Annotated in this window: 12 protein-coding genes; 10 read left to right on the top strand and 2 right to left on the bottom strand. The window is 64.6% G+C overall.

Annotation, left to right across the window (positions count from 1 at the left end; translation table 11 throughout):
• Window positions 1–561, bottom strand: coding sequence for a DUF4019 domain-containing protein (locus AT395_RS06995; protein ID WP_048627700.1), 561 nt, complete (start codon window positions 559–561; stop codon window positions 1–3).
• 119 nt (window positions 562–680) lie between these two features.
• Here AT395_RS06995 and AT395_RS06990 point away from each other — a divergent pair, with 119 nt between their 5' ends.
• A complete protein-coding gene (locus tag AT395_RS06990; protein ID WP_042112443.1) occupies window positions 681–1,859 on the top strand; it encodes a GGDEF domain-containing protein in 1,179 nt (392 codons plus the stop codon).
• A 65-nt stretch (window positions 1,860–1,924) separates the two neighbouring features.
• Here AT395_RS06990 and AT395_RS06985 read toward each other — a convergent pair whose 3' ends face one another.
• Window positions 1,925–2,644 (bottom strand): glutathione S-transferase C-terminal domain-containing protein, encoded by a 720-nt coding sequence (locus AT395_RS06985; protein ID WP_042112445.1) that lies wholly within the window; start codon window positions 2,642–2,644, stop codon window positions 1,925–1,927.
• Window positions 2,645–2,788: 144 nt separating this feature from the next.
• Between AT395_RS06985 and AT395_RS06980 the strand changes: the two genes are divergently transcribed.
• From AT395_RS06980 to AT395_RS06940, 9 genes are all read left to right on the top strand, one after another.
• Window positions 2,789–3,340, top strand: a complete 552-nt coding sequence (locus tag AT395_RS06980; protein WP_048627701.1) for a DUF2471 family protein — start codon at window positions 2,789–2,791, stop codon at window positions 3,338–3,340.
• Window positions 3,341–3,358: 18 nt separating this feature from the next.
• Window positions 3,359–5,071: an exonuclease domain-containing protein gene (locus tag AT395_RS06975; protein ID WP_083577653.1), complete on the top strand. Its 1,713-nt coding sequence runs from the start codon at window positions 3,359–3,361 to the stop codon at window positions 5,069–5,071.
• Window positions 5,072–5,452: 381 nt separating this feature from the next.
• Window positions 5,453–6,433, top strand: coding sequence for a LysR family transcriptional regulator (locus AT395_RS06970; protein WP_042112448.1), 981 nt, complete (start codon window positions 5,453–5,455; stop codon window positions 6,431–6,433).
• Window positions 6,430–7,923: a flavin-containing monooxygenase gene (locus AT395_RS06965; RefSeq protein ID WP_048627781.1), complete on the top strand. Its 1,494-nt coding sequence runs from the start codon at window positions 6,430–6,432 to the stop codon at window positions 7,921–7,923. The genes AT395_RS06970 and AT395_RS06965 overlap by 4 nt, the downstream gene beginning before the upstream one ends.
• Window positions 7,920–8,894, top strand: coding sequence for an ABC transporter permease (locus AT395_RS06960; protein ID WP_039372782.1), 975 nt, complete (start codon window positions 7,920–7,922; stop codon window positions 8,892–8,894). Before AT395_RS06965 ends, AT395_RS06960 begins: the two co-directional genes overlap by 4 nt.
• Window positions 8,894–9,838 carry an ABC transporter permease gene (locus AT395_RS06955; protein WP_048627782.1) on the top strand — a complete coding sequence of 315 codons (945 nt, stop codon included), beginning with the start codon at window positions 8,894–8,896 and terminating at the stop codon, window positions 9,836–9,838. Before AT395_RS06960 ends, AT395_RS06955 begins: the two co-directional genes overlap by 1 nt.
• Window positions 9,839–9,846: 8 nt before the next feature.
• On the top strand, window positions 9,847–10,842 hold the full coding sequence (locus tag AT395_RS06950) for an ABC transporter ATP-binding protein (protein ID WP_376738379.1): 996 nt from the start codon (window positions 9,847–9,849) through the stop codon (window positions 10,840–10,842).
• 68 nt (window positions 10,843–10,910) lie between these two features.
• Window positions 10,911–11,909: an ABC transporter ATP-binding protein gene (locus AT395_RS06945; protein WP_048627786.1), complete on the top strand. Its 999-nt coding sequence runs from the start codon at window positions 10,911–10,913 to the stop codon at window positions 11,907–11,909.
• 80 nt (window positions 11,910–11,989) lie between these two features.
• Complete coding sequence (locus AT395_RS06940; protein WP_042112457.1) at window positions 11,990–13,558, top strand: ABC transporter substrate-binding protein; 1,569 nt, start codon at window positions 11,990–11,992, stop codon at window positions 13,556–13,558.
• Window positions 13,559–13,574 lie beyond the last annotated feature (16 nt).

The following is a 13,574-nucleotide window of genomic DNA, read 5'->3' as shown; positions in this document are numbered from 1 at the left end:
TCAGCGCACCAGATATCCCGCCACCCGCCAGCGGTTGTCGATGCCCAGAACCATCGTCACCATCTCATGCGCATCGGCTTTCTTCTCGAAAGCCGTGTCGTACTGAATCACCACATATTCGCCATCCGGTTGCCCTGGAATCGTGCGCGTAAAGACGGCGTCCGCGGTCTTGCGCGACTTCACTTTGCCCAACGGCAAGCGGGCCGCCTGCAGGCTCTGCGCCCAGTCATCGGCGGACGTGGAGCGCTGAAACACGGGTGCCGCCTGCTCCCAGCTTTGCTTCCCGCGATTGATATCGGTGAGTCCGAGCCAGAGGTTGGCGGCCTCAAGCGCCGGGCGCATGTCGCGATTGATGTCTGCGGCTGGCGCCTTCGCGCCGCTGGCGGGGGAGGAAAACAGCGGCGGCTGCGTCATGCGACGCTGTAGCGGCTCCTGCTGCGCCTGTACCGGCAAAGCGCTCAGGCTGCCGGCCACGCTCGCGGCCAGCGCCAATGCGCGCAAGAGACCGAAGCGGCGGGCGTGACGGGAACGATCCGACGCGAATGACTGTGTCGTCAACATTGACGCAAACTCCTTGAAACGAGAAAGACTAACCCGGCCATTCTACTGGCGTGTAACGCGCGCAGCGGCGTACATTACAATGCACAACAAATGCCCGTTCCCCCCCGTTGGTCATCGCCATGTTGACGACGTCCCTGCTCGCGATCACCTCACTGCTCAGCTTCATGATGTTGCTGATCGTGGGTTCTCTTCTACGCTCACGCGTGGCGGGCGTGCGCGAATGGTGCATCGCCAACGTGGCGGTGCTGATCGCCCTGCCGCTATTCGCCCTGCGTGGCGTTGTGCCCGACTTCCTGTCGGTGCCTTTTGCCAATATCGCGCTCGCCGGTGGCTTGTTGTTTTATTACGCCGGATGCGCCCGCTTTCTCGGCCAGCCGCCCCATTGGCGGTGGCTGGGGGCGTCGCTGGGCGTGCTCGCGGCAGCGATACTCGTGTGGTTCTACGGCACGGACAATCCGCAAGTGCGGGTGGTCGTTGTCTCCGCCTATCACGCCGCGATGCTGCTCGCCACGGCGCTGCTCATTGCGCGCCACATCCCGCCGCGCCGCCATCCCTATAACTATTGGTTGACGGCAGGCCTTGCGACGGTGTTCGCCATCGGGCATGCGGTCCGTGGCGCAATCTTCGGTCTGACGCCGGCGCCCGGTCCGGAGTTATTTGCACCGACCATGTTCAACGCCGTCATGCTCACGATCGGCACGATCGTCATGCCTGCCATGACGATGGGGGCGGTCATGATGATCCACGACGCCATGCTCGCCACCGCCGAAGAGGCCGCCAATCGCGACTACCTGACCGGCGCGCTTTCGCGCAAACACTTCGACCTGCTGGCCCGTCAGGAAATGGCACGCGCCCTCGCGCGCAGCTGGCCGCTGTCGATCGTGGTGATCGACCTCGATCACTTCAAGCAAATCAACGACACGCATGGCCACGCAGGCGGCGACACGGTGCTGCGCGAATTCGTGAAGCTCGTGCGAGATAGCTTGCGCGAAGGCGACGTGTTCGGGCGATTGGGAGGAGAGGAGTTCGCGGTGTTACTGCCGGGCACGGATACCCCCGGCGCCATTCGCATTGCCGAGCGGCTGCGCACTCAGGCGAGCCGCCATCTGGTGGCCGGTCCGTTCGGCGTCTGTCATTACACGCTCAGCGGCGGTGTGGCGACGTGGCACGAACACGAAAGCCTCGAAGCGCTGTGCATGCGCGCCGATCGGGCGTTGTACGCCGCAAAGATCTCCGGACGCAACCTCGTGCTCTCGGACGTTCTCTCAAGCGACGAGACCGCGTCCGAGGCGGGCTGACGCTGCGCCTGCCCTGCCCCACCCAACCTCGCTTGCCTTAGCCACACAACCCCGGCTCGGACGGCTCAGGCGTGAGAGCCATCGCTCGCGTCGGCGAAGAACTCGCGGCGCATGCGCGCCACGTACTCGGTCAGATTCGGATGGTTTTCGATCTCGTCGCGCAGCGTCATCCGGAAGTGCGGCGACATGGCGCTTGCGATGAAACCAAACGCGGTGGCATCGGCGCCGCACGGCGACCGTCCAAAAAAGTACGGTTTGTCACCCAGCAACTGGGCTGCGGCCTGCGCGCCGCGCTTGAGCAGTTGTGCTTGCTCCTGCGGCGTATAACGCCCGGTTCCTTGCCCGTGCAAGGTGCCCCGGATCTTGCGGCGGATGAATGCCTGAGCCATCGGACGCACCGGCCAGGGAATTGCCTTGAAGAACGAGGCGGGGCCTCTGGCGAAGTTCTCCTCGTTGCACCAGCGCGCCTGCACTACATGCCAGTAGAAATGGTCCTCCAACGCCTTCTCGAACATCCACGCCGCCCCCCGTTGCTCAGGTGTCAGGCCTGCATCGAAGTCGAACCCGTATTTGCGTTCGATGTGCAACCGGATCAGTGTCGAGTCCGCCACGATCTCGCCGTTGTCGTCGATATAGGGCAGTTTGCCCTTGGGTGCGCGCCGAAAACCACCACGATCCGTCTGATACGGCAATCCGGCGAGCTTGAGCAGCATTTCCGCCTTGACGACGAACGGGCTGGCGTCCGGAAGCCCGAATGCCGGGCCAAAGGTGTACAGGGTCAACATCGAGGGCAGGCTCCTGCGCAATGGGAATGGCGCAGAGTATTACACGCAGCGACGCCGGCGGCGACCCCGTCAGGCTAACGAGGCCACGTCTCTCGCACACTGTGGTTTTATACAGTATCATATCCCCCAATCGAGGAATGTCTTATGGAAATCATCGACTGGGATCAACTGGCGCTGAACGCCGCCGAACGCGATCTTGCCGGCATCGTGCGCGAGATCGCCGCACGTTACGCGCAGCAACGTTCGGGCATGACGGAGGCCGCGTCGCCATACGCCGCCACGGCAACCGGCACGCGGGCGAGCGAGTCTGACAAATCGGGGGCGGTCGTCCTGACACCGGCACTGGACTGGCGCACGCTCGTGGCCATCGCCGATGAAGCGGAGGCCGATATCGGGCTGCACGCCCGCCATGAGCCATGGGTGCTTGCGCGCCTGCTACGCCTGCCCGGCGACGAGGCCCTGCGCCGCAACGGCGAACTGCCGTCGCTCGACGCGCCCGTCGATCTGCACTGGCCGGATGCCGCAGCGCCGGCAGTGTTTCGCGCCATCGCCGCCGCATTCGAGACAGTATTCGACGAGGCCTTCGCCAGTGAGCGCCTGCACGGTGACGACACCTCGTCGTTCGCTGCGGGTGGATCGGTGCGGCCCATCGCCGCGCGCTGCCCGGGTTCGAGCGGCCCGGTGTGTGCCGCCTGAGCACCGCCATTCATCACTATGGTCAACGAGGTTCAGGAAGTGCCCGAATTCGCTGTCGAGGACGCCAGCACACAAGTCGCGTCCGAGGTCATGGACCCGGATGCCCTTGCCCGCTCCCTGCCCGCACCGATGGTCTTCGTCGATCTGGAGACGACCGGCGGCAACGCCCTCGAGGACCGCATCACTGAGATCGGCGTTGTCGAAGTCGGCCCGCACGGTGTCGAACAATGGAGCACTTTGCTGGATCCGGCCGAACCGATTCCGCCGTTCATCCAGCAATTGACGGGGATCACCAACGAGATGGTGCGCGGTCAGCCGTCGTTCGCAACGTTGGCGGAAGGACTGGCGGAACGCCTGCACGGCAAGCTGTTCGTCGCCCACAATGCGCGCTTCGACTACGGCTTTCTCAAGAACGAGTTCCGGCGCGCCGGCATCAGCTTTCAGGCGGACGTACTTTGCACGGTGCGACTCTCGCGTCTGCTGTTTCCCTCGGCGGCCCGTCATGGGCTGGACGCCCTGATTGCACGCTTCGGCCTCACCCCGCTGGGCCGCCACCGCGCGCTCGCGGACGCCGATCTGCTCTGGCAATTCTGGCAGAAACTCCACACGATTTATGCGCCCGATCTGATCGGCCAAGCTGTGCAGCGGGTCACCAAACGCTCGAGCCAGCCGCCGCAGTTGCCGGACGAAGCGATCGACGCACTGCCCGACAGTCCCGGCGTTTATCTCTTCTACGGCGAAGGCGACACACTGCTTTACGTCGGCAAGAGTGTCGATATCCGGTCACGCGTGCGCTCGCATTTTTCCAGCGATCACCAAGTCGCAAAGGACTTGCGCATCTCGCAGGAAATCCGCCGCGTTGAGGCGCGCCAAACCACAGGTGAACTGGGTGCGTTGCTGTTGGAATCGCAATTGGTCAAGCAATTGCAGCCGGTGCATAACCGTCAGTTGCGTCGCACGTCGAGTCTCTATAGTTGGCAACTCGCAGCCGATAGCGCCCCCCCCCAACTCGTGAGCGCGAAGACGGTCGACTTCGCCAGTGCCGAAGCGCTGTATGGCACCTTCTCGTCGCGCGCGAGTGCCGAGAGTGCGCTTCGGGCGCTGGCCGACGAGCATCGTCTATGCTGCGCGCAACTCGGGCTCGAGAAAGCGGCGGGCGGACGTCCCTGCTTTGGCTATCAGGTCAAACGATGCGACGGCGCGTGCGTAGGCGATGTGCCGCTTGCCGCACATACCGCGCGGGTGCGCGACGCCCTCACCACCCTGCAACTCGACACCTGGCCCTACGATGGCCCCATCGCGATTGAAGAACACGGCACCGGGACTCGCGCCGACGACGTGGAATACCACGTCATCGACCGTTGGCAATATCTCGGCAGCGTGACATCCCGCGAGGCACTGGACACTCTGGTCGACAGCATGCCGGCGGTGACGGGCTTCGATCCCGACATCTATCGTTTGCTGGGCCGGCGCCTCGCGGCGTCGCGGCAGGCGAGCGATCCGGCTGCGACCGACACTGCCGTCCTGCCGTCGCCCGGGCCCACCCCCACCCCCGCACGCCGCGCTCACACCCCGTTGGTCGTTCTGCAACTCAGCCGCCCGGCGTTTCGCCTGAGTCCTGTCGAGCCGCCGGAGAAGCCTCCCAGCAAACGTGCAGTGGCGTTGTTGCGCCGCCGCCAACCCCGTCCTGAAGACCCCGCGCAGATTCGTCTGCCGTTCGACGCCCACTGAGACATCCCCCGGGGGATCGACGCCAGTTCCGATCCCCCTCGCCGGCGGCACCGCCACAGGCCGCCCCACCGCCAGCGTCCCCGCCCTCGGCACTTTCCGCCCCGCAGGGCCTCGTCGACTTCGCCCTCCGCGCAACGCGACGCCACTCGCGCGCCACCTCGTCAATTTATTTCTCCCCGGCGTCCACCTAGGCAAAACCCTCCTTTGCACGCCACGGAATGAGCATATAAATATTAAGTATTTGCAAGACGCATGCTAAAGGTCGAAGAATACGCAATCCGAATACAAAGGTATTGCGACATCGGCGACTTCGGCGTCGTCGCTGACCGGAGTTCCGGCGCGTGGGGTACGCGTCAGTTCTCCGTCCCCACATAGAGCCAGATGGAATTACGCCAACTCGAAGCCTTCGCGGCGGTCATGTCGACCGGCAGCATTACTGCTGCCGGGCGTCTGCTCGGGCGCTCTCAGCCGGCCATCACGCGAATGATTCAGGAGCTGGAAGCCGAAATCGGCTACGCGCTGTTTGCCCGTAGCGGTCCGCGCGTCACACCGACCGAGCAAGGCTTTCTGCTTTTCGAAGACGTCGAGCATGTGCTTGCCGGTTTGCAGCAGATTCGCGCCCGCGCGGACGAAATCGCGCGTGGCCAGTCTCGTCCGTTGCATGTCGCCGCCACTTCGGCGCTGGCCGCCGGCCTTGTGCCCGCCGCCCTCGCCCTGCCGGGCCTTGCGCGTGACACTGTCCAGATTCAGATGCGCAGCACATCGCCCGAACAGGTCGTGCACGCCGTGCTTACCGGTGCCGCAGACGTTGGCGTCACCAGCCTGCCGCTCGAGCATCGCGGCATCGTCGTGCACTGGATCGGTGAAGCGGCCTGCGTGGCCGCAGTGCGCAGCGACGACCCGCTGGCCAGCTACGACCGCTTGCCGCTCGCCGCGTGCGTGGGCCGTCGCATCATCACCATGCAGAACCCGTATCGGTTGCGCCGGCGTCTCGATCAGGCGTTCGCGCAAGCCGGCGTTGCACCGGTGGGTCTTATCGAGACCAATGCATCGATCAATGCGATGACGGCGGTTCGTGCAGGACTCGGCGTTGCCGTACTCGAACCGGTCACGGCATACGGCCTGCCGCTCGCGGACGTTGCCGTGCGCCCGATCGACGCCGACATTCCGTTCTTCTTCGGTGTCATCACCCGCGACGCGCGCGAACCTTCGCCCGCCGCACTCGCTTTCGTCAGCGCACTCGCCGACGCCGCGCGCAACCTGCTGCCCGACTTTGCGCAACGCGCCGCCACCGAACACGCTCAAGTCTTGCAGTCGCTTTACGGCGACTTGCCCGCTCCCAAGGAAGCTCTGTCGTCATGACCCAGTCCCCGACATCCGCCACCGGCCTGCCCGCGCTCGAAGCGCGCCTGCGTCAGGACCTCGCCTGGCTCGAACTGCCCGCCAAGCACTGGGTGCCCGAGCGCACGCACCACGGCCAGCCCGTGCTCGACGTCGCCATTATCGGCGGCGGCATGGCCGGTCTTGCCGCCGCAGCGTCGCTCACGCATCTGGGGGTGGGCGCCGTGATCTTCGATCAGTCGCCACGCGGTTTCGAAGGCCCATGGGCCACCACCGCGCGCATGGAAACCCTGCGCTCGCCCAAGCAACTCACCGGCCCCGCGCTCGGCCTGCCCGCACTCACGTTCCGTGCGTGGTTCGAGGCGCAGTTCGGTCTCGAAGCCTGGGACGCCCTCGACAAGATCCCGCGGCTGCAATGGATGGATTACCTGCGCTGGTATCGCGATGTGCTCGCCATCGATGTCCGTAACGACCACCGCATCACCGCCGTGACGCCGCTCGGCGAAGACGGTCTCGTCGCGCTGTCGATGACGTCGCCCGAGGGAGAACACACGGTCTATGCGCGCCATGTGGTGCTCGCCACCGGTCGCGACGGCCTCGGCGGCCCGACCGTACCGGCCTTCGCCCGTGCGTTGCCGCGCCGTTACTGGGCGCATTCGTCGGATGCCATGGACTATGCAACGCTGCGCGGCAAGCGCGTTGGCGTGATCGGTGCCGGGGCGTCCGCGATGGACAGCGCCGCCACCGCGCTCGAAGCCGGTGCGGCCAGCGTCGACTTGCTCATTCGCCGCGCCGACATTCCGCGCATCAACAAGGGCAAGGGCGCCGGCAACCCGGGCCTCACGCACGGTCACATCAACCTGCCGGACGAATGGAAGTGGCGCATCCGGCATTACGTCAATGTGCAGCAGGTTCCGCCGCCGCGCGGCAGCACGCTGCGTGTATCGCGTCACGAGAATGCGCGCTTCAACCTCGGCGCACCGATTCTCGACGTGACTCCGATCGGCGACGAACTGCACGTCCGCACCGCAAAGGGCACCTTCGTGCTCGACTTCCTCGTCTTCGCGACCGGCTTTCGCATCGATATCGAAGGACGTCCGGAGTTCGCCGCCTTCTCGAAATTCGTGCGCAAGTGGAGCGATCGCTATACGCCCGCAGCCGGGGACGAAGACGTTGAACTGTCCGACTCGCCCGACCTTGGCCCGGCCTTCGAATTCCTCGAGAAGACCCCCGGCGATTGCCCCGGACTTGAGCGCATTCATTGCTTCTGCGCACCGGCCACGCTCTCGCACGGCGCGGTCTCGGGCGACATCCCGGCGGTGAGCGAAGGCGCGAAACGTCTGGCACAAGCACTCGCGGGCACCTTCTATCGCGAAGACGTCGAACATCACTACGCGAACATGGAGGCATACGCCGAGCCGGAAGTCTACGGCGACGAATGGACCCCCGCCCCGCCGCCGCCCGCACTGAACAGCGAGATCGCCGCGAAGGGCGAGGAGCGCATCGCATGACCGCCTGGATTCTGCGCCGCGCGCTGCAAGCGGTCTTCGTGGTCTGGCTGATGACACTGATCGTGTTCGTCGGCCTGCATGCGATCGGCAATCCCGTCGACATCCTGATCGGCCAGGACGTCGACCAGGTCGATCGCGCGCGCATCATCGCGCAACTCGGCCTCGACCAGCCGTTGTGGCGTCAGTACCTGTCGTTCCTCGGCGGCGCGCTGCACGGCGAGCTGGGCAACAGCTTCGTCTACAACGTGCCGGCCATCCAGTTGATTCTGCAACGCCTGCCCGCCACGCTGGAACTGGCCTTCGCAGCCCTCATTCTGGCGGTGTTCATCGGCATTCCGCTGGGACTGTTCGCCGGTCTGTACCCGCGCAACCCGATCTCGAAGCTGCTGATGACCGGCAGTATTGTCGGCTTCTCGCTGCCAACGTTCTGGGTCGGACTCATGCTCATCATGTTCTTCTCGGTGCATCTGGGCGTGCTGCCCGCGAGCGGCCGGGGCGAGACGGTGCGCGTGTTCGGTGTGGAATGGTCGTTTTTGACGATCGACGGGCTGCGCCACCTGATTCTGCCCGCCCTCAATCTGGCCCTGTTCAAGATATCGCTGGTGCTGCGTCTCACGCGTGCCGGCGTGTCTGAAGTGCTGCCGCAGGACTACGTGAAGTTCGCCCGCGCCAAGGGGCTTTCGCCGTTGCGTGTCGTGCTTGTGCATGTACTGCGCAACACGCTGATTCCGCTCGTAACGGTGCTCGGGCTAGAGTTTGGTTCGACCATCGCGTTCGCCGTGGTGACAGAGAGCGTGTTCTCGTGGCCCGGGGCCGGCAAGCTCATTCTCGACAGCATCAACTCGCTCGACCGCCCCGTGATCGTGGCGTATCTCATCGTCGTGGTGTGCCTGTTCGTGTCGCTCAACCTGATCGTGGACGTGCTCTACAAATGGCTCGATCCGCGTGTGCGCGTGGAGGCCGCTGCCTGATGTCGCTCAATCCGTCTCCCAACGGCACCCCCGCCCCGGCGCTCGCGCCCGAGCCGGTGCCCATGCGCCGCGAGTCGCCCTGGCAACAGGGCCTGCGTGAGTTCCTCCGCTCGAAGAGCGCGGTGCTTGGCCTTGTCGTACTCGTCGTGCTGATCGTCGCCGCCATCACCGCGCCGTGGATCACGCCGCAAAATCCGTATGACCTGATGCAGCTCGACGTGATGGACGCGCGTTTGCCGCCCGCCACGGCCAACGGCGCCGCCACGTACACGTACTGGCTCGGCACCGACGGTCAGGGCCGCGACCTGCTTTCCGGCATCATCTACGGCCTGCGTATCAGTCTGGGCGTTGGTGTCGGCTCCGCGCTCATTGCCGGCATTCTCGGCACGATTCTCGGACTGATCGCCGCCTACGCGGGCGGGCGGGTCGACGCCGCCATCATGCGGCTGGTCGACCTGCTGCTGTCGTTCCCGTCGATTCTCGTCGCACTGATGATTCTCGCCTACGTCGGCAAGGGCATCGGCAACGTGGTGCTCACCCTCGTCGTACTTGAATGGGCCTACTTTGCCCGCACCGCACGCGGGCAAGCGCTCGTGGAGTCGCGGCGCGAGTATGTGGAAGCCGCACGCTGCCAGGCCATTCCGAACTGGCGCATCGTTCTCGGCCATATCCTGCCGAACTGCCTGCCGCCGCTGATCGTCGTGGGCTCGCTGCAAGTCGCGCGGGCCATCACGCTCGAAGCCACGCTGTCGTTTCTGGGTCTGGGTGTGCCGGTGACGGAACCTTCGCTCGGCCTGCTCATCGCCAACGGATATCAGACAATGCTCTCCGGCGAATACTGGATCAGTCTGTATCCGGGCCTCGCGCTGCTCATCACGGTCGTCGCCATCAATCTCGTGGGCGACCGCCTGCGCGACGTGTTCAATCCAAGGTTGCAGAAATGAGCGGCGCAGTGTCCCCCACGTCTCCCCTCACATTGGAAGTGCGCAATCTGCGCACGCAATTCATCACCCGCGCCGGCACGTTGCCGGCCGTGGACGATGTCTCCTTCTCACTGCCGCCGGGCCACATCATGGGGCTCGTGGGCGAATCGGGCTCGGGCAAATCGGTGACCGGTTTCTCGATCATGGGGCTGGTCGATGCCCCGGGCCGTATCGTCGGCGGCGAGGTCCTGTTTCAAGGGCGCGACCTCACGAAAATGTCGCCGGCCGAGTTGCGTCACCTGCAAGGCAATCGCATCGCGATGATCTTTCAGGACCCGATGATGACACTCAACCCGGTGTTGCGCGTCGACGTGCAGATGATCGAGGCGGTGCGTGCGCACCAGCGCGTGTCCAAGGCACAGGCGCGTGAACTCGCCCGCGATACGCTCGGCATGATGGGGATTCCGAGCCCTGACGAGCGCTTGCGTGCCTATCCGCATCAGCTCTCGGGTGGCATGCGTCAACGCGTGGCGATTGCCATCGCCATGTTGCACCGGCCCGATCTGATCATTGCCGACGAGCCGACCACCGCGCTCGACGTCACGATTCAGGCGCAGATCCTCTCGGAAGTACAGAAGCTCGCACGCCAGCATGGCACGGCGCTCATCTGGATTACGCATGACCTGTCGGTCGTGGCCGGATTGGCCGATACGCTCGCCGTGATGTACGCCGGACGCATCGTCGAGCAGGGCGCAGTCGACGCCGTGCTCGACACGCCGCAACATCCGTACACGTCGGGCCTCATCGGCAGCCTGCCCAGTCTGAACAAACGCGGCCAGCGCCTGCGCCAGATTCCCGGCATGACGCCGAATCTGCTCGCCATGCCGGCCGGATGCGCGTTCGCCTCGCGATGCGCCTATGCGAGTGCGGCCTGCGCGGTGCGTCCCGAGATGACGCAAACCTCGCCGGGCCGCCTCGTGCGCTGCTTCCACCCGGGCGCTGCGTTGCAAAAGGAGATGGTATGAACACGCCGCTGCCGCAAAGCCAGCCTGTCAGCACCGGCTACGGCAAATCGACCAGCCCGAGCGCCACACTGCCCGCGCCCATCGTGGCGTTGCGTGGTGTTAGCAAGCGCTTTGGCGAGCGTCACGTCGGTCCCGCGGGACGCCTGCTCGAACGCGCTGGTCTCGCGCATCCGCCAGCCGTGGTGCGCGCGGTCGATAACGTCGATCTCGTGGTCAAACCGGGGGAGGTCGTGGGACTCGTGGGCGAGTCGGGCTGCGGCAAGTCCACGCTCGGGCGCATGCTCGCGGGACTGCTCAAGCCATCGTCAGGCGAAGTGCAGATTCACGGCCGTCCGGCGGACTCGCTTTCCGCGCAAGAGCAACGCGATGCACGTCTGAAGATCCAGATGATCTTTCAGGACCCGTACTCGAGCCTGAATCCGCGTTTGCGCGTCGACCGCATTGTCGGCGAAGGAGCGCTCGTACACGGCCTGACCGATCGGGCAGGCTTCGACGACTACGTGAGTGCACAGTTGCAGCGCGCCGGGCTCGATCCTGCGCTGCGTCATCGCTATCCGCACCAGTTCAGCGGTGGTCAGCGTCAACGCATCGGCATCGCCCGCGCACTGGCCGTCGCGCCCGATCTGCTGGTATGCGACGAAGCGGTCGCGGCGCTCGACGTCTCGATCCAGGCGCAGATTCTCAATCTGTTCATGGATCTGCGCGAACAATTGCATCTGACATATGTGTTCATCAGCCATGACCTCGGCGTGGTCGAGCACCTGTCCGATCGCGTGGTCATCATGTATCTCGGCCGCATCGTGGAAAGTGCGCCTGTCGAGGAAGTCTTCCGTCGCCCGAATCATCCGTACACGCAGGCGCTGCTTGCCGAGATTCCGCGCATCGACGTGCGTCACAAGACATTCTCCGCCATTCGCGGCGAGATCCCGAGCCCAATTGCGCCGCCGGGCGGTTGCCACTTCCATCCGCGATGTCCGCACGCCATGCCGCGTTGCCGCACGGAGGTACCGACGCTTCGCGGCGTGGCCGTCAATCATGTGAGTGCGTGTCACCTGAACGACACCTGATATGCCCACAGACGCCGCTGTCGATTCTCGCAACGGTGTCTGCCTCTTCTCTTCATCATCAACGACCAGGATTGCCGATAATGAAACGCTTCTTGTTGTCCTCACTGGCTGCTGCAATGCTTGTGACGAGCGCGGCCGCTTCTGCCCAGACGCTGCGCATCGCCTTTGCCGACCCGCTGTCGTCGCTCGATCCGCAACTGAATAACCACGCGGGCGATCGCTCGGTCGATCTGCACTTCTGGGATCTGCTCGTCGAGAACAAGTGGAACAAGCTGCAACCGGGACTGGCTGTGTCGTGGAAGGCGCTCGACGCCAAGACCTGGGAATTCAAGCTGCGCCCCAACGTAAAGTGGCACGACGGTCAGCCGTTCACCGCCGCAGACGTCATCTATTCGTATCAGCGCGCACGTAACGTGCCGGGCAGCGTGGCCACGTTCGCAGGCTATCTGCGCACCATCGACACGATGAGCGCACCGGACCCGCTCACGCTCGTCGTGAAGACCAAGATTCCGAATCCGGATCTGCCGCTCAACCTCGCTTCGGTGCACATCGTGAGCAAGCACGTTGGCGAGAAGTCGAACACCGACGACTACAACGCCGGACGCGCCATGGTCGGCACGGGTCCGTTCAAGTACGTCTCCTATACGCCGGGCGACCGCGTGGAAATGGTGCGTAACGACAACTACTGGGCCGGCAAGTCGGAGTGGGAAAAGGTCGATTACCGTTACATCAACAACGGCGCCGCACGCACGGCCGCCCTGCTGGCGGGCGACGTGGACGTGATCGACAAGGTCTCGGCCTCGGACATTCCGCGTTTGAAGAAGGCGCCGAACGTGACGGTATTCCCATACCCGGGCCTGCGCGTGATGCTGTTGCAACCGACCTTCCGCGAAGGCCCGAATCAGTACATCACCGATAACGCAGGCAAGCCGCTCGCGAAGAATCCGCTGCTCGACGTGCGCGTGCGCCGTGCCCTCTCGCTCGCCATCAACCGCGAGGCAATCGTCACGCGCATCATGCAAGGCACGGCGAGCGTGGCCAACCAGTGGATGCCGAAGGACACGTTCGGCTACAACCCGGACGTGAAGGACATTCCGTTCGATGCCGCGCAAGCCAAGAAGCTGCTCGCCGAAGCGGGCTTCCCGGACGGCTTCAAGCTGACGATGCATGTGCCGAACGACCGCTACCCGCAAGGTCCTGAGACCGCACAGGCGGTTGCGCAATTCTGGACGCGTATCGGCGTGAAGACCCAGGTGGAAGTGGTGCCTTGGGCCGTGTACTCGGGTCGCGCGAACAAGAACGAATACGCCATGAGCATGCTTGCCTGGGGTAACGGCACGGGTGAAGCCAGCTACGCGCTGGTGAACGTGCTGGCGACGGTGGACGCCAAGAAGGGTCTGGGCGCTTCGAACTGGGGTCACTACAGCAATCCGGCCATCGACAAGGCACTCGACGCATCGACCGCAGAATTCGACGAGGGCAAGCGCGAAGCGATCCTGCGTCAGTCTGTCAAAGTCGAGACGGACGACGTCGGCACGATCCCGCTGTATCACTACCAGAACATCTGGGCCGCCCGTAAGGGCCTGAAGGTCACGCCGTTCACGAGCGATCGCACCGTTGCGATGCAAGTGACCAAGGCCGCCAAGTAAGCCGGCCCGCCGCGTT

It is taken from the genome of Pandoraea apista (genome assembly GCF_001465595.2).
Lineage (GTDB): Bacteria > Pseudomonadota > Gammaproteobacteria > Burkholderiales > Burkholderiaceae > Pandoraea > Pandoraea apista.
This window is presented reverse-complemented; position numbering and strand designations above follow the sequence as displayed.